Source organism: Cupriavidus mimosae (assembly GCF_023952485.1).
GTDB classification, from domain to species: Bacteria; Pseudomonadota; Gammaproteobacteria; order Burkholderiales; family Burkholderiaceae; genus Cupriavidus; species Cupriavidus taiwanensis_C.
Genome location: NZ_JALHRY010000014.1, coordinates 38237 through 64591, shown reverse-complemented (window position 1 = coordinate 64591; position 26355 = coordinate 38237). Strand labels below are relative to the sequence as shown.

The 26355-nt window shown below is 70.0% G+C and carries 27 protein-coding genes; 16 read left to right on the top strand and 11 right to left on the bottom strand.

Translation table 11 applies throughout. The annotated features are described in order from the left end of the window. Positions 1 to 13: 13 nt before the first annotated feature. From MKD50_RS23405 to ygfZ, 3 genes are all read right to left on the bottom strand, one after another. Complete coding sequence (locus MKD50_RS23405; protein ID WP_115706861.1) at positions 14 to 841, bottom strand: NRDE family protein; 828 nt, start codon at positions 839 to 841, stop codon at positions 14 to 16. 85 nt (positions 842 to 926) lie between these two features. Next, a complete protein-coding gene (locus MKD50_RS23400; protein ID WP_252668858.1) occupies positions 927 to 1217 on the bottom strand; it encodes a DUF4936 family protein in 291 nt (96 codons plus the stop codon). 17 nt (positions 1218 to 1234) lie between these two features. Next, positions 1235 to 2251 (bottom strand): CAF17-like 4Fe-4S cluster assembly/insertion protein YgfZ, encoded by a 1017-nt coding sequence (gene ygfZ, locus MKD50_RS23395; protein ID WP_115706862.1) that lies wholly within the window; start codon positions 2249 to 2251, stop codon positions 1235 to 1237. Positions 2252 to 2467: 216 nt separating this feature from the next. Between ygfZ and mltG the strand changes: the two genes are divergently transcribed. The 8 genes from mltG to MKD50_RS23355 all read left to right on the top strand — a co-directional run bounded on the left by mltG (position 2468) and on the right by MKD50_RS23355 (position 8182). Beyond that, a complete protein-coding gene (mltG, locus tag MKD50_RS23390; protein ID WP_115706863.1) occupies positions 2468 to 3463 on the top strand; it encodes an endolytic transglycosylase MltG in 996 nt (331 codons plus the stop codon). A 7-nt stretch (positions 3464 to 3470) separates the two neighbouring features. Next, the gene (gene tmk / locus MKD50_RS23385; RefSeq protein ID WP_092316382.1) at positions 3471 to 4082 is read left to right on the top strand and encodes a dTMP kinase; all 612 of its coding nucleotides are present in this window, start codon (positions 3471 to 3473) and stop codon (positions 4080 to 4082) included. Positions 4083 to 4160: 78 nt separating this feature from the next. Beyond that, a complete protein-coding gene (locus MKD50_RS23380) occupies positions 4161 to 5168 on the top strand; it encodes a DNA polymerase III subunit delta' (protein WP_115706864.1) in 1008 nt (335 codons plus the stop codon). A gap of 74 nt (positions 5169 to 5242) precedes the next feature. Then, positions 5243 to 5656 carry a PilZ domain-containing protein gene (locus tag MKD50_RS23375; protein WP_111521031.1) on the top strand — a complete coding sequence of 138 codons (414 nt, stop codon included), beginning with the start codon at positions 5243 to 5245 and terminating at the stop codon, positions 5654 to 5656. Between the two features lie 36 nt (positions 5657 to 5692). After that, positions 5693 to 6199, top strand: coding sequence for a GNAT family N-acetyltransferase (locus MKD50_RS23370; protein WP_240074499.1), 507 nt, complete (start codon positions 5693 to 5695; stop codon positions 6197 to 6199). A 32-nt stretch (positions 6200 to 6231) separates the two neighbouring features. After that, complete coding sequence (locus MKD50_RS23365; protein WP_252668856.1) at positions 6232 to 7026, top strand: TatD family hydrolase; 795 nt, start codon at positions 6232 to 6234, stop codon at positions 7024 to 7026. Then, positions 7019 to 7765 (top strand): ankyrin repeat domain-containing protein, encoded by a 747-nt coding sequence (locus tag MKD50_RS23360; protein WP_371925386.1) that lies wholly within the window; start codon positions 7019 to 7021, stop codon positions 7763 to 7765. Before MKD50_RS23365 ends, MKD50_RS23360 begins: the two co-directional genes overlap by 8 nt. Positions 7766 to 7780: 15 nt before the next feature. Beyond that, complete coding sequence (locus MKD50_RS23355; RefSeq protein ID WP_252668854.1) at positions 7781 to 8182, top strand: YkvA family protein; 402 nt, start codon at positions 7781 to 7783, stop codon at positions 8180 to 8182. Here the strand turns inward: MKD50_RS23355 and egtB are convergent. Both egtB and MKD50_RS23345 read right to left on the bottom strand, forming a co-directional pair. Continuing rightward, positions 8179 to 9468: an ergothioneine biosynthesis protein EgtB gene (egtB, locus tag MKD50_RS23350; RefSeq protein ID WP_252668852.1), complete on the bottom strand. Its 1290-nt coding sequence runs from the start codon at positions 9466 to 9468 to the stop codon at positions 8179 to 8181. The two genes, MKD50_RS23355 and egtB, sit on opposite strands and share 4 nt — an antisense overlap. A gap of 183 nt (positions 9469 to 9651) precedes the next feature. Then, a complete protein-coding gene (locus tag MKD50_RS23345; RefSeq protein ID WP_252668850.1) occupies positions 9652 to 10272 on the bottom strand; it encodes an FMN-dependent NADH-azoreductase in 621 nt (206 codons plus the stop codon). A gap of 162 nt (positions 10273 to 10434) precedes the next feature. On the opposite strand from MKD50_RS23345, the gene MKD50_RS23340 reads away from it, so the two are divergent. The 3 genes from MKD50_RS23340 to MKD50_RS23330 all read left to right on the top strand — a co-directional run bounded on the left by MKD50_RS23340 (position 10435) and on the right by MKD50_RS23330 (position 12629). Further along, positions 10435 to 11382, top strand: coding sequence for a LysR family transcriptional regulator (locus MKD50_RS23340; protein ID WP_252668848.1), 948 nt, complete (start codon positions 10435 to 10437; stop codon positions 11380 to 11382). 189 nt (positions 11383 to 11571) lie between these two features. Next, the gene (locus MKD50_RS23335) at positions 11572 to 11991 is read left to right on the top strand and encodes a DoxX family protein (RefSeq protein WP_115706871.1); all 420 of its coding nucleotides are present in this window, start codon (positions 11572 to 11574) and stop codon (positions 11989 to 11991) included. Between the two features lie 47 nt (positions 11992 to 12038). After that, positions 12039 to 12629 carry a DUF4136 domain-containing protein gene (locus MKD50_RS23330; protein WP_252668846.1) on the top strand — a complete coding sequence of 197 codons (591 nt, stop codon included), beginning with the start codon at positions 12039 to 12041 and terminating at the stop codon, positions 12627 to 12629. An 18-nt stretch (positions 12630 to 12647) separates the two neighbouring features. On the opposite strand, the gene MKD50_RS23325 is transcribed toward MKD50_RS23330, so the two are convergent. Next, positions 12648 to 13871, bottom strand: a complete 1224-nt coding sequence (locus tag MKD50_RS23325; RefSeq protein WP_252668843.1) for an EAL domain-containing response regulator — start codon at positions 13869 to 13871, stop codon at positions 12648 to 12650. Between the two features lie 256 nt (positions 13872 to 14127). Here MKD50_RS23325 and MKD50_RS23320 point away from each other — a divergent pair, with 256 nt between their 5' ends. Together MKD50_RS23320 and MKD50_RS23315 are read left to right on the top strand one after the other, a co-directional pair. After that, positions 14128 to 17421, top strand: coding sequence for a DNA translocase FtsK 4TM domain-containing protein (locus MKD50_RS23320; protein WP_252668973.1), 3294 nt, complete (start codon positions 14128 to 14130; stop codon positions 17419 to 17421). A gap of 32 nt (positions 17422 to 17453) precedes the next feature. Further along, positions 17454 to 17795, top strand: a complete 342-nt coding sequence (locus tag MKD50_RS23315; RefSeq protein WP_252668842.1) for a cupin domain-containing protein — start codon at positions 17454 to 17456, stop codon at positions 17793 to 17795. Between the two features lie 82 nt (positions 17796 to 17877). Here the strand turns inward: MKD50_RS23315 and MKD50_RS23310 are convergent, their stop codons facing one another. Genes MKD50_RS23310 through MKD50_RS23295 form a run of 4 tightly spaced genes read right to left on the bottom strand, consistent with a single transcriptional unit; the run spans position 17878 to position 21546 of the window. Next, positions 17878 to 18480, bottom strand: coding sequence for a peroxidase-related enzyme (locus tag MKD50_RS23310; protein WP_252668840.1), 603 nt, complete (start codon positions 18478 to 18480; stop codon positions 17878 to 17880). Beyond that, positions 18477 to 19007: a CMD domain protein gene (locus MKD50_RS23305; RefSeq protein ID WP_252668838.1), complete on the bottom strand. Its 531-nt coding sequence runs from the start codon at positions 19005 to 19007 to the stop codon at positions 18477 to 18479. Before MKD50_RS23305 ends, MKD50_RS23310 begins: the two co-directional genes overlap by 4 nt. Positions 19008 to 19040: 33 nt before the next feature. Next, the gene (locus MKD50_RS23300; RefSeq protein WP_252668836.1) at positions 19041 to 20516 is read right to left on the bottom strand and encodes an FAD-dependent oxidoreductase; all 1476 of its coding nucleotides are present in this window, start codon (positions 20514 to 20516) and stop codon (positions 19041 to 19043) included. Then, positions 20509 to 21546, bottom strand: coding sequence for a LysR family transcriptional regulator (locus tag MKD50_RS23295; protein ID WP_240074509.1), 1038 nt, complete (start codon positions 21544 to 21546; stop codon positions 20509 to 20511). The genes MKD50_RS23300 and MKD50_RS23295 overlap by 8 nt, the downstream gene beginning before the upstream one ends. A 228-nt stretch (positions 21547 to 21774) precedes the next feature. Here MKD50_RS23295 and MKD50_RS23290 point away from each other — a divergent pair, with 228 nt between their 5' ends. Then, on the top strand, positions 21775 to 23253 hold the full coding sequence (locus MKD50_RS23290) for a glycine betaine ABC transporter substrate-binding protein (RefSeq protein ID WP_252668971.1): 1479 nt from the start codon (positions 21775 to 21777) through the stop codon (positions 23251 to 23253). On the opposite strand, the gene MKD50_RS23285 is transcribed toward MKD50_RS23290, so the two are convergent. Next, positions 23250 to 24668: an aminotransferase-like domain-containing protein gene (locus MKD50_RS23285; protein WP_252668834.1), complete on the bottom strand. Its 1419-nt coding sequence runs from the start codon at positions 24666 to 24668 to the stop codon at positions 23250 to 23252. The genes MKD50_RS23290 and MKD50_RS23285 overlap by 4 nt on opposite strands. 157 nt (positions 24669 to 24825) lie before the next feature. On the opposite strand from MKD50_RS23285, the gene MKD50_RS23280 reads away from it, so the two are divergent. Further along, positions 24826 to 25011: a DUF2970 domain-containing protein gene (locus MKD50_RS23280; RefSeq protein WP_012352788.1), complete on the top strand. Its 186-nt coding sequence runs from the start codon at positions 24826 to 24828 to the stop codon at positions 25009 to 25011. Between the two features lie 13 nt (positions 25012 to 25024). Further along, on the top strand, positions 25025 to 26350 hold the full coding sequence (locus MKD50_RS23275; RefSeq protein WP_252668832.1) for a c-type cytochrome: 1326 nt from the start codon (positions 25025 to 25027) through the stop codon (positions 26348 to 26350). Positions 26351 to 26355 lie beyond the last annotated feature (5 nt).

The window sequence follows — 26355 nt, the reverse complement described above, 5'->3', positions numbered from 1 at the left end:
GCCGGCGCGGCGCTCAGCGCGGCGCCTGCACGATGCCGGTGTCGCGCGACAGGTTCAGCGTGCCGTGGTAGGCCACGTCGCCGATGCGGCCATCGGCGTCGAAGCTGCGCTCGTTCAGGTCGAAGCGCCCGTCGTGGCGGATGCGCAGCACGGTGCTGGCACGCGTGCCGTACATCGGCGAACGGATAAAGGCCGACGACAGCAGCTTTTCCCATTCCGGCGCCACGCCGGTGGCGGGCAGCTCGAAATCCGCGGCCTGGCGTTGGTCGGCCAGCATCTGCAGGTAGGGTTCGGCGCTGGCGGTGGGTTGGCCGCTGTCCGCGGCCAGCACTTCGGCCAGCGCGCCAACGCGGCTGCGCACCTTGGGCCAGGGCGTGTCGAGCAGCGCGTTGGACAGGCCGTACAGGCCCGGACGCAGCCGTTGCGGCTGGCGCGACGCCGAGCGGTTGCTGTACCACCATAGTTCGCGCAGGTCGCTTGCCAGCAGGTTGAAGCCGTTGTACGCGCCGTCTTCGCCGGCGAGGCCGTCGAGGTAGTCGAACGGCGCCGCATGGCCGCGCAGGAAGCCCGCCACCAGTTCGCCGCGCGAGCGCGCGTCGGTGCGTTTTTCGGACGGGGCGCGGTAGTTGGTCAGCGCGGCGAAGCGGCCCTCGGCGTTGACCCCCATCCAGGTGCCGGGCTCGCCAATGACCTCGGCGAGGTCGCGGCCGGCCAGCACCTGGGGCGCATCCTGCCACCAGTGCGCGGCCGCCGCGGGGCGTGCATAGAATTCATCGCGGTTGCCGGCTACGACCAGGGCATAGTCCGGGTGCGATTGCCAGCCAACCAGGATCAGACACATCGTTTCGCTTCCTTTGCCGCTGGGTGCCGCCTCAGCGGCTCCCGCGTACTTCAGTCCGACGGCGCCGACACGTCATCCGGGGCGCCTACAGCACGTCAAGGTCGATAAAGTGTTCGGCGCGCCGCTCGCCTTCCACCCACTGTTCCAGCCCGCTCTGCCGCCACAGCCCTTCCAGCGTGGCATCGAACGCGGGCGGCACGTCGGCGTAGCACTCCATCCAGGTCTGCACGCCGGCGCGGGTTTCCGGCCTGCGCATCAGCGTACCACCAATTCCGGTGGCTTCGGCCACCGTTTCCATCCAGCGGTGCCAGTGCGGCAGCGCCTCGGCGGCAACGGCCTCCGGCACGCGGAAATAGACGTAGAGGTGGTCGCTCATGGCGGCTCCTGTGGCAATCAGCCGGCGGCCTGGGCAGCTTCCCCCAGCGGCACCGCATAGGGCAGGCTGGCAGTGGCCACCGCCGCGCCCTCGGCGCTGCCCAGCCGCAGTGCGCTGCCGGCGGCATCGATCTTCAGCTCGGCCAGCCCGGCCCAGCCGCCATCGGGAGCGGGCGCGGCGTTGACGATCATGCCGCAGGGCTGGCCCGGGTCTTCCGGCCGATAGATCTCGGCTGCGGGCGCCGGCACCTCGCCTTGACCCTGCACCAGCCACATGCGGCGCTTGAGCGTGCCGCGATACTGGCTGCGCGCCACTATCTCCTGGCCCGGATAGCAGCCCTTGCGGAAATTGACCCCGCCGACCAGCTCGAAATTGATCATCTGCGGCACGAACTGCTCCTGCGTCGCCGCGACGATGCGGGGCAGGCCCGACTGGACTTCGAGCCAGTCCCACAACGCCGGCGCGGCAGCTGTCAGCGTGGCGGACAGCTCCGCGCGCAGCGCGTCGGCACGCTCGGCCGGCAGCACCAGCTGCCAGCGCGGCTGGCCGGCGCTATCCGGCAGGCGGATCACGGTGGCGCCGTCGGCCGTGGCCACGGCAAAGGCGGCTTCCGGCGCGGGCAGCCCGGCCGCTGCCAGCGCCCCGGCGGCGCCGGCGCCGGCCAAGCCGAGGATGGCATGGGTAGGAGTGATGTCGGACAGCCTGGCCTTGGCGCGCAGCACGAACATCGACAGGCGCTTCTGCACCGCGGCCTGGATCTCGGCCGACAGCTGCAGCACGATGCCGTCGGCGTCGCGCCACATCAGGAAGGTGGCCAGCAGCCGGCCCTTGGGCGAGCAGTAGCCGGCCAGGCGCGCCGTGCCCGGCGCCAGGTCGTCGACCGCGTTGGTCAGCTGGGTGTGCAGGAAGCTGGCGGCATCGTCGCCCGCCACGCGGACGAGGCCGAGCCCGGCCGGGGTGCAAACCACGCCGCCGGCCTGCAGCGCGTCAAGGTTGGCGGCGAGTTGCTGGGCTTGGGGATTCAATGCTGGCATTGCGAGGCAATCGTCGAGGCAAATCGGGAAGAGAAGGAAACGGGCCACCGAGGGTGCGCGGTGCCGGGCGCGCGAGCGGCGCCGGCGCCACGGCTCACGGTCGTGCCGGGCTGCCGGTTATTATATGGGGCTACGAGATTTTCGGCCGGCGCCGGTGGTCCGCGGCGGCATGCAAGTCCGCCGGCGGTGCCCGCGGCCAGTCCCTATACCTGATACATGAAACGTTTATTCCTCAGCCTTGGGCTTGCCGTGCTGGTGTTCGCGCTGGCGGCCGTGGGCGGTTTTGCGTGGTGGGCCAATCACCCGGTGTCGCTTAGCAAGTCGCCGGTGGAAGTAGTGATCAAGCCGAATTCCGGCGTGGCCAGCGTCGGCCGGCAGATCCAGCGCGGCGGCGTGGGCATGGACCCGCGGCTGTTCGTGCTGCTGGCGCGGCTGACAGGGCATGGCGCGGACCTGAAGGCCGGCGGCTATGAATTCGAAACCGGCGCCACGCCGCTGTCGATCGTCGGCAAACTGGCCCGCGGCGAAGTCACGCACTACGTGGTCACGGTGATCGAGGGCTGGGAATTCCGCAAGATGCGCGCCGCGGTCGACGCCAGCCCGGCGCTGCGCCACGACACCCGCGGCATGTCCGACGCCGAACTGATGAAAGCCATCGGCGCGGCCGAGCCTTCGCCCGAAGGGCTGTTCTTTCCCGACACCTACCTGTTCGCGCGCGGCAGCAGCGACCTCGAGCTGTACAAGCACGCCTACCGCGCCATGCAGCGCCGGCTCAACGAGGCCTGGAACGCACGCTCGCCCGACCTGCCGTACAAGACCCCGTACGAGGCGCTGGTGATGGCGTCGATCGTCGAGAAGGAAACCGGCCAGGCTGCCGAGCGCCCGATGATCGCCGCGGTGTTCATCAACCGGCTGCGCAAGAACATGCTGCTGCAGACCGACCCGACCGTGATCTACGGACTGGGCGAGGCCTTCGACGGCGACCTGCGCAAGCGCGACCTGCAGGCCGACACCCCGTACAATACCTACACCCGCACCGGCCTGCCGCCCACGCCGATCGCGCTGCCGGGGCTGGCCTCGCTGGCCGCGGCAACCACGCCGGCGCCGTCCGACGCGCTGTACTTCGTTGCCCGCGGCGACGGCAGCAGCCATTTCTCCAACTCGCTACCCGAACACAACCGCGCGGTCGACAAGTACCAGCGCGGCAAATAGGCATTCCATGCGCGGAAAATTCATTACCTTCGAGGGCATCGACGGCGCCGGCAAGAGCACCCATATCGACTGGGTTGCCGACCGCCTGCGCGCGCGCGCCGACATCGCCGGGGTCGTCACCACGCGCGAGCCCGGCGGCACGTCGCTGGGCGAAGACCTGCGCCAGATCCTGCTGCACCGCAAGATGCACCTGGAAACCGAAGCGCTGCTGATGTTCGCGGCGCGGCGCGAGCATATCGCCGAAGTCATCGCGCCGGCGCTGGAGCGCGGCAAGTGGGTCATTTCCGACCGCTTCACCGATGCCACCTTTGCCTACCAGGGCGGCGGCCGGGGCCTGGCCACCGGCCGGCTCGAAGTGCTGGAGGGCTGGGTCCAGGGCGGCCTGCAGCCGGACCTGACGCTGCTGTTCGACGTGCCGCTGGAAACCGCCAGTGCGCGCCTGGCCGCGGCGCGCACGCCGGACAAGTTCGAAGCCGAATCGCGCGCCTTCTTCCAGCGCACCCGCGACGAATACCTGCGCCGCGCGGCGCAGTCGCCGCAGCGCTTCCGCGTCATCGACGCCACCCGCAGCATTGCCGATATTCGCGACGAACTTGAAAAGATTCTCGCAACCATCTGATTTACCGGCGTTTTTTAATCGACGCCAAGGTAATATTTAGCCAGCACTCGAAGTTAGACCGCTAACCTACTGATTTACATGCTCTATCCCTGGCAGAAAGAAGACTGGCAACGGCTGGGCGCGCTGCGCGAGCGGCTGCCGCATGCGTTGCTGATCCACGGCCAGCAAGGCATCGGCAAGCGCGACCTGGCACTGCATTTCGCCCAGGGGCTGCTGTGCGAAGCGCCGCTGGCGGACGGGCAGCCGTGCGGGCAATGTGCCGCCTGCCACTGGTTCAGCCAGGGCAACCACCCGGATTTCACCGTGGTGCGGCCCGAGGCCCTCGACGCCTCGGCCGAGGCGGAAACCGACGAGGGCGGCAAGAAAAAGGCGCCCAGCAAGATCATCCGCATGGAGCAGGTGCGCGCGCTGATCGAGGCCGTGGCGGTAGGCACGCACCGCGCCGGGTTGCGCGTGGTGGTGGTCTATCCGCTCGACGCGCTGCAGACCGAGGGCGCCAATGCCTTGCTCAAGACGCTCGAGGAACCGCCGCCGTCGACGGTGTTCCTGCTGGTGACCGACCGGCTTGACCGCATCCTGCCGACCATCCTGTCGCGCTGCCGCCAGTTCTCGGCCCAGCGCCCGACGCCCGAGGCTGCGCTGGCATGGCTGCGCGGGCAGGGCGTGGCGGACGCCGAGGCCCAGCTGGCGCTGGCCGGCGGCTCGCCGCTGACCGCGCTGCACGCGGCCGAGGCCGAGGAGCAGCCGCTGCAGCGCTGGCTGGTCGGCCAGCTCGGCGCCGCGGCCGCGTTCGACGCCCCCGCGGCGGCCGAGCAACTGCAGAAGCTGCCGGTACCCGCCGTGCTTGGCATCCTGCAGCGCTGGACGTACGATCTGCTGGCACTGCACCTGGATGGCGGTGCCACGCCGCGGTACTTCCCCAGGGAGCGGGCCGTACTGGTGCGCTGCGCCGGCGCCACTGATGCGCGCGGCCTGCAGGCGTTTGCCGCGCGCCTGAACGCACACCGCCGCAGCGAGAACCATCCGCTGGCGGCACGGCTGGTGATGGAAGCGGTATTCCTGGAGTACCGGCAGCTGTTCCGCTAGCGCGGCAGGCGGCCGGGCGTAGTGCATAACAGCAAGCCATAACAACAAGCAGCAACGTCATCAGGGGGTCAACCATGAACACGGCAGTCGCCGGCACCGGGCCGGCCGAGGCGGGCTTTGGTAGCGTCACGGGAAGCGGCAGCGGGGCGGCCTCGCGGCCCAACGTGCTGTCGCTGTCGATCAAGGACCAGGCCGGGCTGTACGCGGCCTATATGCCATTCCTGGCGCGCGGCGGCATCTTCGTGCCGTCGAACCGGCCGTTCCGGCTGGGCGAGCAGGTGTTCCTGGTATTGTCGCTGCTGGACCGGCCGCAGAAATACCAGATCGCGGGCCACGTGGCCTGGATCACCCCCGCGGGCACGCCGATGAAGACGCCCGGCGTCGGCGTGCACCTGCCCGACGACGACAACGGCCGCAACCTGCGCCGCGCAGTGGAGGAAATCCTGGGCAAGATGCTGGAGTCAGGGCGCCCCACCCAAACCTTATGAAGGTTGCGAGATATCTCTCGCAATATATTGATTTTAATGAACTTCTCGCTACGCATTGCCGAGCCCCGCGACCTGCCGGGCATCGTCGCCATCTACAACGGCACCGTGGCTTCGCGCATGGTCACTGCCGATACCGAGCCGGTCTCCGTGGCCTCGCGCCAGGCCTGGTTCGACGCCCACCAGCCCGGGCGCCGTCCGCTCTGGGTGTGCGAGGACGCCGATGGCAGCATGGCCGGCTGGATGAGCTTTTCCGATTTCTACGGTCGCCCGGCCTATGGCGCCACCGCCGAGGTGTCGATCTACCTGGACGCACAGCGCCGCGGCCAGGGGCTGGGGCGCTACCTGCTGCAGCAGGCCATCGACCACGCGCCCACGGTCGGCGTGAACACGCTGCTCGGCTTTATCTTCGGCCACAACGCGCCCAGCCTGGGCCTGTTCGCGGCGCTGGGCTTCACGCGCTGGGGCGACCTGCCGCGCGTGGCCGTGCTCGACGGCGTCGAGCGCGACCTCATCATCGTCGGCCGCCGCGTGGACGGGGCCTGAGCACCGCCTGAACGCCGTACCTGAGATTTCCCATGTTTGTCGACTCCCACTGCCATATCGATTTCCCCGAACTGGCCGCGCGCCTGCCGGAACTGCTGGACAACATGCGCGCCAACCAGGTCACGCATGCGCTGTGCATCTCGGTCACGCTGGAAGACTTCCCGCGCGTGCTGGCGCTGGCCGAGCAGCATCCCAACCTGTACGCGTCGGTCGGCGTGCATCCTGACTACGAAGAAGGCGAGGACCCCACGCTGGAGCGGCTGGTGGCGCTGTCGGCGCACCCGCGCGTGGTCGGCACCGGCGAGACCGGGCTGGACTACTACCGGCTCAACGGCCGCAGCATCGCCGAGATGGAATGGCAGCGCGAACGCTTCCGCACCCATATCCGCGCCGCGCGCCAGACCGGCAAGCCGCTGATCATCCATACCCGCTCGTCCGCCGACGACACGCTGCGCCTGATGCGCGAGGAAAACGCGGGCGAAGCCGGCGGCGTGATGCACTGCTTCACCGAGACCTGGGACGTCGCCCGCCAGGCGCTGGACCAGGGTTTCCATATCTCGTTTTCCGGCATCGTCACCTTCAAGAGCGCGGCGGACCTGCAGGAAACCGCGCGCAAGGTGCCGCTGGACCGGATGCTGATCGAGACCGATTCCCCTTACCTGGCCCCCGTACCGTACCGCGGCAAGACCAACGAGCCGGCGTGGGTGCGCCACGTGGGCGAGTTCATCGCACAACTGCGCGGGGTTCCTGTGGAGCAGGTCGCGGAACAGACCACGGAAAATTTCTTCAATTTATTCAAGCACATTGACAGGAAATCTCATGTTTGACATGAAGTTCGTCCGCCGTGCCGCCGGCGCTGTCGCGCTGGCCGCCGCCACGATCGTCCAGGCCGCGCCGGCCGACGACATGCGCAAGGCGGTGGAATTCGACGACGCCAATACCGTCAAGAAGCTGCTGGCCAAGGGCGTCGACCCCAATGTGGTCGACAACCGCGGCAACCCGGCCCTGGTGCTGGCGCTGCGCGAGAAGTCGCTGAAGGCCGCCACGGTGCTGATCCGCGCCAAGGACATCGATTTCGACAAGGCCAACCCGGCCGGCGAGACCCCGCTGATGATGGCCGCGCTGCAGGGCCAGCTCGACATGGTCAAGCTGATGGTCGACGACATGGAGGCCGAGATCAACAAGACCGGCTGGGCCCCGCTGCATTATGCCGCCACCAACGGCCACAACGACGTGGTCAAGTACCTGGTCGACCATGCCGCGTATATCGACGCCGAAAGCCCCAACGGCACCACCCCGCTGATGATGGCCGCGCGCGGCGGCCATATCGGGACTGTCAAGCTGCTGCTGGACGAAGGCGCCGACATGCGCCTGAAGAACCAGCAGGGCATGACCGTGATCGACTTTGCCGAGCGCTACAACCAGGCCGAGATCGCAAACGGCCTGAAGGCGCGCTGGCAGAAGCTGTATCCGCAGACGCCGATCGTGCCGGCGCCGCCGCTGAAGCCGCCCGTTGCCGAGCCCGGCGGCCAGCGCCCCGCGGCGCCGCAGGGCAAGGGCTGGTAAGCCGGCGCGGCGGCGATGGCCAGCGGTTCGCGCCTGCGCCAGTGGGCGCGCGGGCTCAAGGGCAGCCTGCTGACGCTGTGGTTCTGCAGCCGCCATCCCGGCACCCCGTGGACGGCACGGCTGCTGGGCGCGCTGGTGGTGGCCTACGCCTTCAGCCCGATCGACCTGATCCCTGACTTCATCCCGGTGCTGGGCTATCTGGATGACGTGCTGCTGGTGCCGCTGGGCATCTGGCTCACGCTGCGGATGATTCCCGCCACGGTCAAGGACGAATGCCGCGGGCGCGCCGAAGCCTGGCAGGCCACCCACGCGCAACGGCCGCGCAATCGCGCGGCCGCCGTGGTTATCGTGCTGGTGTGGGTGGCGCTGGCCTGGCTAGCCTGGCGCTGGCTGGCGCCATACTGGGCCGGGTCCTAGACGTCGTCGGCCAGCCGCACGCCGGTGAACTGCCAGCGCTGGTGCGGATAGAAGAAGTTGCGGTAGGTCGCGCGGATATGCGATTCGGGAGTGACGCACGACCCGCCGCGCAGCACCATCTGGCCGCTCATGAACTTGCCGTTGTACTCGCCCACCGCGCCCGGGTTGGGGCGGAAGCCCGGATAGGGCAGGAAGGCGCTGGCGGTCCATTCCCAGACGTCGCCGAACATCTGGCGCAGCACGCCGGCAGTGTTCTGCCGGTCCGGCAGCGGCCGCAGCGCGCGCCCCTCGACAAAATTCCCGGTGGCCGGCAGGCGACTGGCGGCGTGCTCCCATTCCGCCTCGGTCGGCAGCCGGCGCTCGGCCCAGCGCGCGAACGCGTCGGCCTCGTAGAAGCTGACGTGGGTCACCGGGCTGTCCGGGTCGACCGGATGCATGCCGCGCAGCGTCATCTGCCACCAGGTGCCTTCGCGCTCTTCCCAGTAGAGCGGCGCCTGGATGCCTTGCTCTGCCACCCAGCGCCAGCCGTCGGACAGCCACAGCCCGGCGCTCTGGTAGCCGCCATCCTCGATGAACTCGAACCATTGCCGGTTGCTGACGGGGTGCGAGCACAGCGTGAAGGGGGCCAGGTAGGCCTTGTGACGCGGGGTTTCGCAATCGAAGGCGAAGGTCTCGCCGCGGTGGCCAATCTCGACCAGGCCGCCGTCAAAGCCGATCCAGTCCGGCGCGGGACGCGGGTCGGCAATCACGGGCGCGGGCAGTTCCGGGGCGAAGGCCGGGCGCAGCGGGTTCTGCGCGAACAGGTGCAGCACGTCGGTCAGCAGCAGTTCCTGGTGCTGCTGTTCATGCTGCAGGCCAAGCGTGATCAGCGCCGCCTCGTCGTCGGTCTGGGCGCTGCCCAGCAGCGCCAGCATCGCTTCGTCGACCGCCTCGCGGTACGCCAGCACTTCGTCCAGCGACGGGCGCGTCAGCAGCCCGCGCTGCGGCCGCGGATGGCGCGCGCCGACCGCTTCATAGTACGAGTTGAAAAGATAGCGATAGGCCGGGTCCACCGGCTCGTAGTCCGGCATGCGTGCGGCCAGAACGAATTCCTCGAAGAACCACGTGGTGTGCGCCAGGTGCCATTTGGCCGGGCTGGCGTCGTCCATGGACTGCACGGTGGCATCGGCATCGGACAGGTCGGCCACCAGGGTTTCGGTGGCAGCGCGGACATGCCGGTACTGCGAAAGCAGGGCGGGTTCGTGCGGCGGATGGAGGGCGGCTCCTGGCAACAGGGCTGAAGTCATGCGGGCTCCCGGGTTGGATCGGTCGATGACTGCAGGCGGTGCGCCGCCGGCGCCCAAGGGCCGCGGCTGCGCGCCGCCCATGGCACGCGGGGCGCCGTAGCGCCCCGAACCATCATAGACCCGATCCGGTCCCGGGGCGAGCCGGCGCCGTCCTACAGCGACGGCGCCGCGCCCCGGTCGTCTTCAGGCAGCCAGCCGGCTGGCGTCGTTCAGCGCCGCGATTTCGGTGCGGGCGCTGGCCAGCCCGGCTTCGCGGAACTGCGGTCCCATGGCCAGGCCGTGGGCGCGCACGTAGGTGATGTCGGTAATGCCCAGGAAGCGGAGAACCACGTCGACGGTCTGCTCGTGCAGGTCCAGCGCGTTGGCATCCTGGCGCACGCCGCCGCGCGACGACACCACGATCACGCGCTTGCCGCCGGCCAGGCCCACCGGGCCGCTCTCGGTGTACTTGAAGGTGCGGCCAGCCTGCGCGATGCGGTCGATCCAGGCCTTGAGCTGGCTGGGGATGCTGAAGTTGTACTGCGGCACGCCCAGCACCAGCAGGTCGGCGGCGAGGAACTCGGCCAGCCACTGCTCGGTGCGCTGCAACTCGGCCTGCTGCACGGCGTTGAGGCCGTCCTTGGGGCCGCCCAGCACGGGCAGCAGGTTGCCGGACAGGTGCGCGGGGGCATCCTGATCCAGGTCGCGCACGGTTACGGTGGCGCCGGGGTTGGCGGCAACCAGGTCGGCCACCACGCTGGCGGTCAGGCTGCGCGAAACGGAGTTGTCGCCGAGGACGCTGGTATCGATCTGCAGGATGTTCATGTCTTTCTCCACAAGGATGCGGTTGCGATGGAGGAAAGATAGCGGCTGGCCATTGGTATCGGTAGTGAGGCAAAATGCAAATGATTGTTCTACCGATGCAACGCCACCCAGGCGCCGTCCGGACCGGGTAGCGGCGCCATCGGGGTGACCCCGGAGCCATCCATGCAAGACCTCAACGACCTGTCGCTGTTCGCCCAAGTGGTCGAGCACGGCAGTTTTTCCGCGGCCAGCCGCGCCACCGGCGTGCCCAAGTCGCGCCTGAGCCGGCGCATCGCCCAGCTCGAGCGCGACCTGGGCGTGCAGCTGCTGCGCCGGACCACGCGCCAGGTACGCGTGACCCCGCTGGGGGAATCCTTTTACGAACGCTGCCGCGCCATGCTCAACGAGGCCGAGGCCGCGCGCGAGGTCATCGAGCAGGCGCGCGAGCAGCCCGGCGGCACGCTTCGGGTGAGCTGCCCGATCGCCATCGCCCAGATCCTGCTGGCGCCGGCGATCGGCCATTTCATGCGCGCCAACCCGGCCGTGCGTATCGAACTGGAGACCACCAACCGGCGCGTCGACGTGATTGGCGAGGGCTTCGACTTGGCGCTGCGCGTGCGCGAGGTGATGGAAGATTCCAGCCTGGCGGTACGCACCTTTGGCGAAAGCGAACTGATGCTGGTGGCCAGTCCATCGCTGCTGGACAGTATCGGCCGGCCACGCACGCCGCAGGCGCTCGACGGCATGCCGGGCGTGGGCCAGCAGCCGCACGACGGCAAGCACGTCTGGACCTTGCGCTGCAAGACCGGCGATTCGATCCAGATTGCCTACGATCCGCGCCTGGTCACCGACGAATTCGCATTGCTGCGCGAGGCCGCCATCGCCGGGGTCGGCGTGGCCATGCTGCCGCGCATGTTCTGCCGCGAGGCGCTGGAGAGCGGCGAGCTGGAGCTAGTGCTGCCGCAGTACGACATGCCGGTCGGCACGCTGCACGCGGTGTTCCCGTCGCGCAAGGGTGTGACGCCGGCCAGCCGGCGCTTCCTGGACTTCCTGGGCGAGGTGTTGCCCGAGTGCGCGCACAAGGTCGGCATGCAGCAGCCGCGCACGCCATCGATGCACCGCGTGGTGTAGCGCTGCATGCGGCATGTGCCGGCGCCGTGTGCAAGGGTGGTGCCGGCCGCGTCGGTGCCGGCCAGTGTCGCGCATTTGCGGCTTTACGTTCACGCCGCCTCGCACTAAGGTACAGGGGCGAACCGTGCGCGTGAGGGCTAAGGCGCATGGCTCGATCACCTCTCACAGACAACGGCAAGGAGAATGGCCATGGGTGGCTCTCAGGGTTCCCAGGACTTGGGCAAGGCGCTGCTGCGCATCGTGCTTGGCGGGTTGATCCTGATGCATGGCATCGCCAAGGTCACGGGCGCGTCCGGCATCGGTTTCGTGTCGAAGGTGGTCGCTGACGCCGGCTTGCCGGCCTGGGTCGCCTACGGGGTCTACCTGGGCGAGATCGTCGCGCCGATCCTGCTGATCATCGGGTTGTGGAGCCGGCTGGCGGCGCTGGTGGTTGCCCTCAACATGCTGTTCGCCATCGGGCTGGTGCATACCAAGGAGCTTGGCATGCTGTCCAATACGGGCGGCTGGGCCCTGGAGCTGCAGGGCATGTACCTGGGGGCGGCGCTGGCGGTGGTGCTGCTGGGGGCGGGCCGGCTCAGCGTGGGCGGCATCAACGGCAAGCTCAACTAGCGCGACTCGCAATCCCGCGCCTTGCCGCCAATTCCTGGAGATGTATCGTGAATGCGTTCCGGCAACTCTTCCCGGTGGCGACCCGGGGCACGATCCCCGCGGCGGTCGCAGCGCTGCTGCTGTCGGGCTGCGCCAGCGTGCCCGACATCAAGACCGACTACAACCCCGCCACCGACTTCAGCGCCTACCGCACCTTCGGCTTTGTCGAGCGTCCCGGCACCGACCGCGCCGGCTATGAAAGCTTGACCACCCAGTACTTCAAGACCGCGGTCCAGCGCGAACTGGGCGCGCGCGGCTACCGCTACGTGGCGCAGTCGCCGGACCTGCTGGTCAACTTCAATGCCAGGCTGCAGGAAAAGGTGGAGGTCAGCCCGGCACCCGCGCCGATGATGGGCTACTACGGCTATCGCGGCGGCCTGTATGCGCCGTGGCCGGGCTATGGCTTCTATAACGACGTATACCGCTACACCGAGGGCACGGTCAACATCGACCTGGTCGACCGGCGCCAGATGAAGCTGGTGTGGGAAGGCGTGGCGGTCGGCAGTGTCGACACCAGCGACAAGGCCAGTGCCCAGCAGCGCATCGACAAGACCGTGGCGCAGATCTTCGCCAAGTACCCGTTCCGGGTCGGGCAGTAAGGCTGGCGGCGCCGCGGCTCAGGCCGGTGGCGTTGCCATGGCGCGCTCGATGGCGTCCGCGACGAAGGCCTCGGCCGGCCTGGGCGCCGACCATAGATAGCCCTGGCCCAGCGGACAACCCAGGCCCCGCAGCGCGGCGCGCTGGGCGTCGGTCTCGACGCCCTCGGCCACGCACTCCAGCCCCAGCTCGCGGGCCAGGCCGATCATGCTGCGGCAGATCGTGGCGCGCTGGCCGTGCCCGTCGACTTCGGCGACGAACGAGCGGTCCACTTTCAGTTGCGTGAACGGCAGGTCCGCCAGCAGCTTGAGCGTGGCGATGCCCATGCCGAAATCGTCGATCGCCACGCCATAGCCGAGCAGCCGCAGCCGGTTCAGCGCCACCGACAGCGCCAGCGTGTCGGGCACCGGGTAGCCTTCGGTCAGCTCTACCGTCAGCGCCTGCCGCGGCACGCCGCTGGCGGCCACCAACGCCTCGAACGATTCCAGCACGCCGGGCCGGCACAGCGTCTGCGCCGACGCGTTCAGGCCCATCGCAATCCCGACCCCGGCGGCGCGCAGGCGCTGCTGCGCCGCCAGGCACTGGCGCACGACCAAAAAGAACACCGGGTCGGCGGCGTCCAGCGCCTCGAGTTGCGGGATGAACTGGTCCGGCGGCACCAGGCCATGCTCGGGATGGCGCCAGCGCACCAGCGCTTCGGCCCCGGCCAGGCGGCCGCTGACGATATCGTGCTGGGGCTGCAGCATGACCAGCAGGTCCGTGCCGGCGCGGGTCGCGGCGAGCAGTTCCTCGGCGTCGGGGGTCCAGGCGGGCACGCCGGCCGCGGCGTCCCGGCGCACCAGGGCATCGGCCAGGATCACTTCGAGCGCATCGGGCGCCAGCGGCTTGCGCAGCGCGTGCACGCGCGGGATGCCGGCGGCATGCGCCAGGCCGCGGTTGGAATCGAGGATGTCTTCGGCCAGCGCCGTGACCCAGACCCACACCGGCGGTGCGCCGGCGAAGGCGCGCGGGCCGCGCCGGTGCAGCTCGGCGATCAGCTCGGGGCCATTGCAGCCGGGCATCTCGATATCGCACAGCACTACGTCGAACGGCTCGCGCGCCAGCAGCTCGGCCGCCTGCGTGCCGTTGTGCGCGCTGGTGAGAGTCTGCACGCCGACATGGCGCAGCAGGCCCTCGGCGGCGGCGCGCTGGAACGGATGGTCTTCAACGACGAGGATGCGCAACCTGGCGTAACGGATTGGCATGGAGCGTGAGGAGCAGGGAAGGGCGGCGGAGGGCATGCGATGCGATCGGGTTTGCCGAATGGTAGCGCGGCGCGCCTGCGCCAAGCGCCGGCGCTGTGATGGCATGGTGGTGAATGTGCCCGCGATCGCCCTGGCATTGTTGCGTAATGGCGTTGAAAAAGCGCCGCGTTACGAATATTTGCGCTTTCCGATTCAATCGCCGACTGTCATAACCGCTACAATCGCTGCCCGGTGTTTTGAAGATGGCATGTCGATAATGGGTTTGGGCTGGTTCGGGTTTTCGACTTTCTGGATAGTACCGCTGCTGTGGCGGCTGGTGACGCGCTGGCTGGCCGGCGAGCGGCGCCTGGCCGGGCCGGGCTCGCTGCGCGTGTGGCTGGGCACGCTGGCGGTGCTGTGCGCGAGCGCCAGCCTGGAGGCACTGACCAGCGGCGCGGATCCCGAAGCGACCGCCGGCGGCGGCGTCGGACGCGCGCTGGCCGGTGGCTTCGGCAACCTGTTCGGCTGGACCGGTGCCTTGCTGCTGATGCTGGGCGTGCTGGCACTGGCCGCGCCGATGGTGTTCGGCGAAACCTGGCGCGGCCTGTTCGCGCGCAAGCCGCGCCGCGCCGCCGCGCCCGCCGTGGCGCCGGAAGAGGCGCCGGTGTCCTTCGCCGCCACCCAGCCGCTGCGCGAGGCCGAGCGCCGCGACGCACCGGCAGCAGGCAACGCCGGCTGGACCGCGCCCGCGCCGCGCCACCGCAGTTTCGAAGCCGTCTCCGCGCGCCGCCAGCCGGCCTGGCAGCCGCCGCGCCGCACCCGTGAATCGCCGCCGCAGCCTGGCGAGCTCTGGCTGCATCATGCCGACGCGCCGGGCGCGCCCAAGCCGGTGCGCGCTCCGCAGCCAGCGCCGGCTGCCGCCGCGCCGGCAACGCGTCCCGCCCCGCCGGCGGCACGCCAGCCGGCCGCCGCTGCCGCGCCCGCACCGGCCCCCGCGCCGCGGCCGGCACAGCCGTTGCGCGGCACCGTGGTCAGCAGCCCGTTCCGCCAGCCGCAGCCGCTGGTCCGTTCAGCGATCACGACGCTGCCGGAAGCGTCCGCCAGGCCCGCCGCCGCATCCGCAGTGCCGACCGCCGGCGCCGCTGTCGGCGCCACTGTCACCGCTCCGGCCGAGATCGCTGTCGCCACGCAGGCGGCCGCCAGTGTCGAACGGGATGCCGTCGCACCAGCACAAATAATTGCCGCACCCGAGACAGAGCCGACGCCAGAGCCTGAAATCGTGATGGCGGCGCCGGCCGCTACTTCGGTTCCGGTCGACGACGCTGTTACCGACGTCCCGGCCGAACCCCTTGCGCTGGATGGCGAGGCCTTATCGCTGGCCGCAATCCGGCAGGAAGCGCTCGACCTGCTGGCCGAGTTGCAGGCGCTGGCGGGCAAGTCCATGGTAGCGCCGTCTGCAGAGCCGGCACCGGACCCGTTGCCCGCGGCCATGCCCGAAGCGGCCGCGGATATGACCATCGACGCGAACGCATCGGAGCCCAACCTGGTTGCGATACAACCGCTGGCTGCGGTTGCCGCGGAAGCGCGCATCGAAGCCGAAGCCGAAGCGCTGTTGGCCGACGTGCCGGAAAGCACGGGCGAGACCGCTCAGGAACGCGAAGCAAGCGCGCCTGATCACGACGCCGAGGCCGACGCCGTAGCCCACGCCGTGGCAAGTTCCGCGATGGAGGACTGCTGCGAGCCTGAGCCGGAGCCTGAGCCCGAGGCCGTGGCGCTGGTCCCGGCCGAAGACGCTGGCACGGAAGGCGCCCTGATGGACGGCAACGATCTGGTCGGCGAAGCCGTCGAGCCGGAGGACTTGCCGGCCGGCGACTTGGCCGATGTAGCCGACGCAACCGATGCAGTGGGAGCCGCCGAGACCGAAGTCCAGGCACCCGTCGAAGTCACGCCAGACAGCCCGCCCCCCGCCAAGCCCCGCATCGTGCTGCCCGCCGTGGTCGGGCGCACCGTGCCGCTGGCAGCCGCGACGCCGCCCGCGCCCGCACCAATGCCGGCACCGGTGGCGCCACCGCCGCCGCGCCCCGTGGTCGACTACCGCCTGCCGCCTGCGGACTTGCTGGAATGCGAGGTCGACAGCGCCGAGCAGGTATCGGAAGAACGCCTGCGCGAGACCGGCGAACTGATCGAACAGCGCCTGGCCGAGTTCAAGGTGCCGGTCGCCGTGGTCGGCGCCGGCGCCGGGCCGGTGATCACCCGCTTCGAGGTCGAGCCCGCCATGGGCGTGCGCGGCGCGCAGGTAGTGGGGCTGATGAAGGACCTGGCGCGCGCGCTGGGCGTGACTTCGATCCGCGTGGTCGAGACCATCCCTGGCAAGACCTGCATGGGGCTGGAGCTGCCCAACGCGCGCCGGCAGATGATCCGGCTGTCCGAGATCGTCAACGCCGCCTCGTTCCAGGCGCATCATTCGCGGCTGGTGCTGGCGATGGGCAAGGACATCACCGGCAACCCGGTGGTGACCGACCTGGCGCGCGCGCCGCACCTGCTGGTGGCCGGCACCACCGGCTCGGGCAAGTCGGTGGCGGTCAACGCCATGATCCTGTCGATGCTGTACAAGGCCACGCCGGAAGACGTGCGCCTGATCATGATCGACCCCAAGATGCTGGAGCTGTCGGTCTACGAGGGCATTCCGCACCTGCTGGCGCCGGTGGTCACCGACATGAAGCAGGCCGCCCACGCGCTCAACTGGTGCGTCGGCGAAATGGAAAAGCGCTACAAGCTGATGTCGGCGCTGGGCGTGCGCAACCTGGCCGGCTACAACCAGAAGATCCGCGCCGCCGAGGCCGCGGGGCAGAAGGTGCCCAACCCGTTCTCGCTGACGCCGGATGCGCCCGAGCCGCTGTCGCGCCTGCCGATGATCGTGGTGGTGATCGACGAGCTGGCCGACCTGATGATGGTCGCCGGCAAGAAGATCGAGGAACTGATCGCGCGCCTGGCGCAGAAGGCGCGCGCCGCCGGCATCCACCTGATCCTGGCCACGCAGCGCCCCTCGGTCGATGTGATCACGGGCCTGATCAAGGCCAATATCCCCACGCGCGTGGCATTCCAGGTCTCGTCCAAGATCGATTCGCGCACCATCCTCGACCAGATGGGCGCCGAGAGCCTGCTGGGCCAGGGCGACATGCTGTTCCTGCCGCCGGGCACCGGCTATCCGCAGCGCGTGCATGGCGCTTTTGTCGCCGATGACGAAGTGCATCGCGTGGTCGAGCACTGGAAGCAGTTCGGCGAGCCCGACTACGATGAGGCCATTCTCGCCGGCGACCCGGCCGAGGCCGGCGGCGCCGACCTGTTCGGCGACGGCGGCGGCGACGGCGAGGCCGACCCGCTCTACGACGAGGCCGCCAGCTTCGTGCTGACCAGCCGCCGCGCCTCGATCTCGGCGGTGCAGCGGCAGCTGCGCATCGGTTACAACCGCGCGGCGCGGCTGATCGAGCAGATGGAAGTCGCCGGACTGGTCTCGCCGATGGGCCGCAACGGCGCGCGCGACGTGCTCGCGCCCGGGCCGGGCGACTGAGCGAGGCGCAAGCAGCGCCGGAAGGGGGCACCATGCAGACGGAACACGGAAACCTTTTTGCCGGCGTCCCGGCCGGCGCGGCGCAGGAAATCTTCGAGCCGCTGCTGCAATGCCCGGGCCTGCGCATCGAGCGCATCGTCTCCAACGGCCAGGCCAGCCCTGCGGGCTTCTGGTACGACAGCGCGGAGGCGGAATGGGTGCTGTTGCTGAGCGGCAGTGCCGCGCTTGAATTGGAGGGCCAGCCGGGGTTGCATACGATGCGGCCTGGCGACTGGCTGCACCTGCCGGCGCATTGCCGCCATCGGGTGGCGTGGACTGATGCAACTCAGCCGACAGTCTGGCTGGCGGTGCATTATGGGAGCGGCGAAGGCTAGGAACAGTGCAGGCTGTTTGCTCCCCTCTCCCGCTTGCGGGAGAGGGGAGCCTATGCGTGGGCTCGTGGCCTTGGTCAAATTGTCAGGCGACCGCCACCTGCTCCTGCGGAAACACCGGCTCCCCAAGATTCAGCATCAGCCGGTTCGCCCACGCGAAGATCGCGATCGAGTGGACCAGGTCCAGGATCTCCGCGTCTGTAACGCCCGCCTCGCGCAGCGGCTTGAGCTGTGCGGCGGTGACTTCGGCCGGCCGCTCGGTCAGCTGCGCCGAGAACTTCGCGATGGCGCGCTCGCGCTCGGTGGTGCCAGCGCTGTAGGGATCATCGAACACCTGGCGGATCACATCGTTGCGCTTGGCCAGTTGTTCGAAGCGCTGTGCGTGCACCGAGGCGCAGTAGACGCAGCCGTTGATGCGCGACACCACCGTGGTCGACAGCTCGCGTTCGGCACGCGCCATGCCGCCGGGCGCGTACATGATGGCGTTGAAAGCGGTCGAGCGCTGGCGCAGGATCTCGGGCTGGTGAACCAGGAAGCGGTAGTAGTCCTGCACCTTGGCCTTGGGGTGGCTCTCTTCGAGCACGGCGATCTGCTCGGGCGTGGCCTGGTCGAGATCGACCACGTCGAGCCATGCCTTCCAGTCGAGGACCTCGTTGGTGAAGCGGTGGGATTTGATGATTTCGCTCATGCCGGGGCTCCGTTTTCGTTCAAGGCTTTCAGTGCGTCCAGTCCGGCCACCAGCCGCACCTGGTAGGACACGAACGCGACCAGCTGCGCCAGCGTGACCACCGCCGGGGTGCTCAGGCCGGCGGCGGGCAGCGCCAGCAGCGCGGCCTGGTCGCCCTCGATCGGTTTCTCGATCAGCTTGCGGGTGAATTCCAGCATGGCGCGCAGGCGCGGCTCGGCGATGTCCGCGGGCGTGCCGTCCGCTGCGGCACGGACCTGGCTGGCATCGGTGTCAAGCTGTTCGAGCCGGCCGCGGTAGTGGGCGGCCAGTGCCGGCGATGGCGTCAGCCGGGCGGCGTACAGCGCCACCAGCAGCCGCTCCGCCAGCGGCAGGCCGGGCAGGTCGGGGGCGAACAGCGCATCGTAGCTGCCCTGGGTGGCAGCGACGACCTTGTCGCGCTGGTGCCGCAGGGCGTGGGTGGCGCTGCCCGGCGCGAGGCCGGTGAGCTGGTCGATCAGGTCGACCGGGGAAGTCGGGGGCTGGGTCATCGGACGCTCTTTGTCGGTTGGGTCGGGGTGGATTCAGGCCTTGGCGGTGCGCAGCGCCGGCGGCGGCGCCGGCACCCATTCGTCACCGAAGACTTCGGGCTCGGCATAGGCCTGCAGCGCGGCGTAGTGCAGTTCGACATCTTCCTGGTACAGCCGCGCGGCAATGCCCTGCCCAAGCCGGCGCGCACCGTCGCTGATCGCCGGGATATCGCCGGACACGGTGCCGTGCGACAGCGCCGCCGGATAGCAGAAGCAGTGGATGCGCGACAGCCCCGGGCAGGCGCCGGGCGTCTTTTCTTGGAATTCGAAGGCTTCGCCGAGATCGGGCGAATCGGACAGCTCGCGGTCTTCCTGGCCCGCGGGCGGCGCATGGCGGTCGCGCCAGAAGCGGATATGCGGGGCGAAGGCGGCGAACTCCGGGCGCGTTTCCAGCGCGATGCGGAAGCCCGTGGAGAAGATCAGGAAGTCCAGTTCGAACTCGCCCCGCGGGGTGCGCACGTGCAGCACGTCGCCGTGCGCCTCGATCGCTTCCAGCGCGGCGCCCAGGTTGAAGTACGCGTTGGCATGGCGCGACACCCGCAGCGTGCTGCCGCGCGGCGGCGGCACTTGCTGGCTGTTGATGTAATGGCGCAGGCGCCATTTCCACGCATCGGGCAGGCCATGGTGGCCGAAGGTCAGGCCCGGGTTGCCGGCACCTTTGCTCTTGTTGACGCGCGGAATGTCGGCGCGGCGGATCAGCATCTCGACACTGGCGGCACCGGCCTCCAGCGCGGTCGCGGCGCTGTCCATGGCCGAGGCGCCGGCCCCGACCACGCCCACGCGCTTGCCGCGCAGCGCGGCGTAATCCATCTGGTCCGACGAATGCGTCCACAGGTGGCGCGGCAGCGCGGCCGCCACCGGCGGCACGTAGGCGCCGCCGAGGCCGTCGCGGCCGGTGGCCAGCACCACGCGGCGCGCCAGCACCGTGAGCGGGCCAGCCGGAGTCTGCATCGACAGCGCCACCAGCCCGTCGGCGCGCGGCACGATGCGCTCGACCTGGTGTTCGTTGCGGATATCCAGCGCCAGCACCTGGCGGAACCAGCGCAGGTAGTCCATCCATTGCAGGCGCGGGATCTTGTCCAGCGCCTGCCAGGCGGGCTCGCCGAACTGCGCCTCGAACCAGGCCCGGAAGGTCAGTGCCGGCAGGCCCAGCGCGGGGCCGGTCAGCTGCTTGGGCGAGCGCAGCGTCTCCATGCGCGCGGTGGTGGCCCACGGACCCTCATAGCCCGCCGGGGCGCGGTCGAAGGCGCGCACGCGCACGCCCAGGTGCGTCAGCGTGGCATTCGCCGCCAGGCCGGCCATGCCGCCGCCGATCACGGCGACGTCGAGCACTTCCTGCCCGTCGACGCTGCGCGGCATGGTCCAGGCCTTGGCGGGCAGTTCCAGCCAGGACAGGTCCTGGCGCAGCCGGGCTTCGAGGGCGGCCAGGCCCGGAGGCGGGGAAGCGGTCGCAACGGTGGGGTCAGTCATGGCTTGTCAGTCCGGAATCTTGGGTGGGGAGGTCGGCGGCATCGCCGGCAGCTTCAGCATTGCCGTCGTCGCCCGCATCACCATAGAGCGATTGCAGCAGTGCGCCATGCTCCGCCGGCTCGCGCCGCAGCAGGTCGGGCAGCAACGCGGCAGCGGCGTCGGCAACGGCCTGCACCAGCCCCTGCACGGCGATGCTGGCCGGGCGTGCCTGCGGCGTGATCACCCCGAAAAAGAAAGGAATATCGGCGTCGATGGGCCGCACCGCGATATCGGTCAGCGGCAGGCCGCGCGCAGTCACCGGCTCAAGCAAGGCAATGCCCAGCCCCGCGCGCACCAGGGTCAGGGCGCTGATCGAGGTGTTGGTGTCGATCACGCCCGCCGCCGGCACGCCGGCTGCGGCGAGCGCGCGGTCGACGCGGCGGCGCAGCCGGTAGGGGTTGTGCATGGTGATCAGGCGGCGGCCGCGGCAGTCCTGCAAGGTGAGGGCGGGCTGCCCCGCGAGCGGGTCGTCGGCGCGCAGCGCCGCCACGCACGCGGACTGGCCGATCCAGTGCACGGTCACGCCGCGGTGCTCCAGCGGCAGGCTGTTCAGGCCGATGTCGGCGGCGCCGGTGAGCACCGCGTGCACTACCTGCTCCGGCGACTGGCTTTGCACCGCCACGCGCTCCGGCGCGCACAGCCCGCGCGCGAACGCCAGCGCCAGCGCCGGCGGCAGCAGGCCCGCGGCCAGCGCCGGGGTGGCGGCAATGCGCAGCGGCCGGCCATCGCCGCGCGCCAGCGCCGCGGCGCGCGTGCGGATCCGCTGCATGCCCGCCAGCGTCTGCTCGACCTCGTCGTAGAGCAGGAAACCCTGCTCCGTCGGGCTGACGCGCGGGCCGCTGCGGGTGAACAGGGCGAAACCGAGTTCGGCTTCCAGTTCCTGGATCAGCCGCGTGATCGCCGGCTGCGAGCGGCCGAGCAGCCGCCCGGCGGCGGTGACGCTACCGGTGGTGACGACCGCGGCGAAGGCTTCCAGTTGCCGGATTTCCATGGGGCTCGGGAGGGTCGGGGGCGCGAACGGGTTGTATGTCTGAACTGGATTCTGATGCCTTCAGCATGCACATTGCAAATACTATTTCGGGATAAGTTCATGCGCCGCCTATGATGTAGCGATGCCGGCGCACACCGGCGCCAGATCGGGACGGACGTGTTGGCCGGGATTCGTGGAAGTCAGGCAAGGGGTAGGCCGTGGCACCGGCTGGGCTACGCCGTGGCATGGGTGCTGGCTGCGTCACTGGCGGCGGGCCTGCCGGCCCGCGCGGCGGACCCGCTGCGCGTCGGTTCCAAGCGCTTCACCGAGTCGTACATCCTTGGCGAACTGCTGAGCCAGGCCGCGGGGCCGCCCGGCACTGCGCAGCACCAGCCCGGCCTGGGCAATACCGCGATCGTGTTCGCAGCGCTGAAGGCCGGCAGCATCGATCTCTACGCCGACTACACCGGCACGCTGGCCGCCGAAATCCTCAAGCTGCCGCCCGGTGCCGGCCTCGACCAGATCCGCCGCGCGCTGGCGCCGCTGGGGCTGGGCGCGGCGATTCCGCTGGGATTCGAGAACACCTATGCGCTGGCCGTTTCCGACGCCCGCACGGGGTCGTTGCAGCGCTTGAGCGATCTTGCAGCGCAGCCCGGGCTCAGGCTCGGGCTGTCGCACGAGTTCCTCGGCCGCGCCGACGGCTGGCCCGGGCTGGCCAGCCGCTATGGCTTGCCGCAACGCCCGCTCGGTCTGGACCACGGCGTCGCCTACGAGGCGCTGGCGGCAGGGCAGGTCGATGCCATCGACATATATTCCACCGACGCCAAGATCCGCAAGTACCGGCTGCGCGTGCTGGCGGACGACCGGCATTACTTTCCGCGCTACGACGCCGTGGTGGTCTACCGGCTCGACGTGCCGCAGCGCTTTCCGCAGGCCTGGCAGGCACTGCAGCGCCTGGCCGGACGCGTCAGCGCTGACGACATGATCGCCATGAACGCGGCGGCGGAGCTCGATGGCCAGCCGTTTGCCGCGATCGCGCGCGCCTTCCTCGACGGTGGCGGAGCGCAGGCAGCGCATGCTGCTGACGCACAGCGCAGCCGGCTGCTGGCCGCGCTGTTCGGCCCCGACACCGCGCGCCTGGCGCGGCGCCATGTCGGGCTGGTTGCGGGCGCAGTCGGCGCCGCGACGCTGGTGGGCGTGCCGCTGGGGATGCTGGCGGCGCGGCGCCGGCGCACCGGCCAGGCGGTGCTGGGCGCGGTCAGCGTGCTGCAGACGGTGCCGTCGCTGGCCCTGCTGGCGATGCTGATCCCGCTGCTGGGGCGCATCGGCGTGTGGCCGGCGATGGTGGCGCTGTTTCTCTATGCGCTGCTGCCGATCGTGCGCAATACCGCCACCGGGCTGGAGCAGGTGCCTCAGGGCATGCGCGATGCGGCGCGCGCGCTGGGACTGCGCGGCGCACAGGTGCTGCGCTATGTGGAGCTGCCGCTGGCGGTGCCGGTGCTGCTGGCGGGCGTCAAGACCGCGGCCATCATCAGCGTGGGCACGGCCACCATCGCGGCATTCGTCGGCGCCGGCGGTTTCGGCGAACGCATCGCTACCGGGCTGGCGCTGAACGACACCACGCTGCTGCTGGCCGGCGCGATCCCGGCCGCGGTGCTGGCGCTGGTGGTGCAGGCTGCGTTCGAGGCGCTGGAGTGGGCGCTGCGCCGGCATCGGGATGCGCGTTAGGCCGCCTGCTGCCGCGCGATGAGCCGCCCCAGCGTGGCCACGGCGGCATCGGCCTGGTCGTTCCACAGATGCCCGTAGTTGAGCCGGATGCAGTTGCGGTAGCCTTGCCGGGCCGAGAAGATCGGCCCCGGCGCGATGCCGATGCCGGCGTCCAGCGCGGCATGGTGCAAGGCCAGCGCATCGAACCCCGCCGCAAACTCCACCCACAGGAAATACCCGCCTTCCGGTCGCGACACCCGCACCTCTTCCGGGAAATGCTGGCCGATCGCGTCGATCATGCGGCCCTGCTGCACCTCCAGCACGTGGCGCAGCTTGCGCAGGTGCTTGTCGTAGCCGCCGTGCTGCAGGTATTCGGCCAGCGCCACCTGCGCGGGCACGCCTGCCGACAGCGTGGTCATCAGCTTGAGCCGCTGGATCGCCTCGCCAAAGCGGCCCGGCGCGACCCAGCCGATGCGGAAGCCCGGTGCCAGGGTCTTGGAGAACGAGCTGCAATGCATTACCAGCCCGTGCGTATCGAAGGCCTTGGCCGGCAGCGGGCAGCGGTTGCCGAAATAGAGCTCGCCATAGACGTCGTCCTCGATCAGCGGTACCTGGTGGCGCGCGAGCAGGGCCACCAGCGCCTTCTTCTTGTCCTCCGACATGCTCGCGCCGAGCGGATTCTGGAACTGCGTCATGAACCAGCACGCCTTGACCGGATGGCGCGACAGCGCCGTGTCGAGCGCGCCCAGGTCGATGCCTTCGGCGGGATCGACCGGGATCTCGACGGCCTTGAGCCGCAGCCGCTCCAGCGCCTGCAGCGAGGCATAGAAGCCGGGCGATTCGATCGCGACCACGTCGCCCGGCTGCGTCACCGCCATCAGGCACAGGTTCAGCGCCTCGAGCGCGCCGTTGGTGACGACCAGGTCTTCGGCCGGCTGCGGCGCGCCCGCGCCCAGGTAGCGCAGCGCGATCTGGCGGCGCAGCGCGGCATTGCCGGGCGGCAGGTCGTTGACCGAATACCACGGATCGAGGGCGCGGCCGGCGCGCGCCAGCGACTTGCCCAGCCGCTCCCACGGGAACAGCTCGGGCGACGGGAACGCCGAGCCGAACTGCACCAGCTCGCGGTCGCGCGCGCCTTCGAGCACGGCGAACACCAGCTTGGAAATGTCCACCTGCGTCGACACCTGCCGCGACGGGCGCGCCTGCGGCTGCGGCAGCTCGCGCCGCGCCGGCCCCGCCACGTAGTAGCCGGAGCGCTCGCGCGCCCGCACCAGCCCGCGCTCTTCCAGCCGGTAATAGGCCTGGAACGCGGTCGACGGGCTGACGCCGTACTGGGCCACGGTCTTGCGGATCGACGGCAGGCGCGTGCCCGGGGGCAGGCTGCCGTTGCGGATATCGGCGGCCAGGGTTTCGGCCAGGGCTTCGTACCGTTTCATGGTGGGGGGCAGGGCGGCGGCGGTCAGGGGATTATCGCCCGGACGCAGCCAACTGATACGTAAATTTTCCAGTTATCTGATGCTGGTATGGCTGGCGGCGACGGACCATAATCAGGCTCTCGTCCCGATACCCGTTGCCGTTGTGCCAGGAGATGCCATGAACCCGTTGAGGCTGTTGCGGACCGTGCTGTGGGGCTTCTTCGGCCTGCGCCAGGGCAGCGAGCACCAGCGCGACCTGGACAACCTGCGCCCGGTGCCGCTGATCGTGACCGGCGTGGCCGTCGCCGCCGGACTGGTGGCCTGCCTGGTGCTGGCGGCCAACTGGGCCGTGTCGGCGGCATGAGCTGACTGTATCCATGCGCTTCCCTTGCCACGGGCCTGGCCTCGCTTTCTCCCGCGCATGGCGCCAGCTGGCCGGGCTGGCGCTGGCCGTGCTGCTGCCCGCGGGCCTGGCGCAGGCCGCCGGCGACGCGCAGCAGGTCGAACGCGGCCGCTACCTGGCCCGCATCGCCAACTGCGCCGCCTGCCATACCAGCACCGGCGGCAAGCCCTTTGCCGGCGGGCTGCCAATCCGCACCGCGGTCGGCACGCTCTATTCGACCAATATCACGCCCGATGCCGGCAGCGGCATCGGCGCCTACACGCTGGCCGAGTTCGACCGCGCCGTGCGCCATGGCGTGGCGCGCGACGGCAAGCGCCTGTATCCGGCCATGCCGTATCCGTCGTATGCGCGCATGCAAGCCGGCGACGTGGCGGCCCTGTACGCCTACCTGCGCGCCGAGGTGGCGCCGGTGGCGCAGCGCAATCCCGCGCCGCAGATGCGCTGGCCGTTCGGCATGCGCGGCCTGCTGGCGGTGTGGAACGTGCTGTTTCTCGATGACGACCCGGTCCGCAATGATCCGGCGCGCGATGCCGCCTGGAACCGCGGCGCCTACCTGGTGCAGGCGGTGGCGCATTGCGGTGCCTGCCATACGCCGCGCGGCACGCTGTTCGCCGAGAAGGGCCTGGACGAGCGCAGCCGGCATTTCCTGGCCGGGGCCAGCGTGGAAGGGTGGTCGGCCACCAACCTGACCGGCGACCAGGTCACCGGGCTGGGTGCCTGGTCGCGCGCGGACATCGCCGAGTTCCTGCGCACCGGGCGCAATGCGCACGCGACCTCGTTCGGCCCGATGTCGACGGTGGTTTCCACCGCGACCCAGTACCTGAGCCCGGCCGACCTGGACGCGGTTGCCGCCTACCTCAAGTCCCTGCCTGGCGCGCGCAGCGAAGACAAGCCGTTCCGGCACGATCCCGCCACCGCGCAGCAGCTGCGGCAGGGCCGCTTCGACCTGCCCGGCGCGCGTCAGTACGCGGTGTTCTGCATGCCGTGCCATGGTGCCGACGGCAAGGGCTTCGCCCGCGTCTTCCCGCCTCTGGCCGGCAACCCGACCGTGGCGGATCCGGATCCGGCCTCGCTGGTCAACCTGCTGCTCGACGGCGCCGTGACCGCACGGGTGGCCACCGCGCCGTCGGATTACCACATGCCCGGCTATGGCTGGACCCTGGACGACCAGGAGCTGGCCAACGTGCTGACCTTTATCCGCGGCAGCTGGGGCAACCGCGCCGCGCCGGTGGCGGAGGCCGACGTGGCCGCGCGGCGCCGGGCCCTGGCCGCGCATCGCCAGACCGACGCCCAACCATGAGCCGC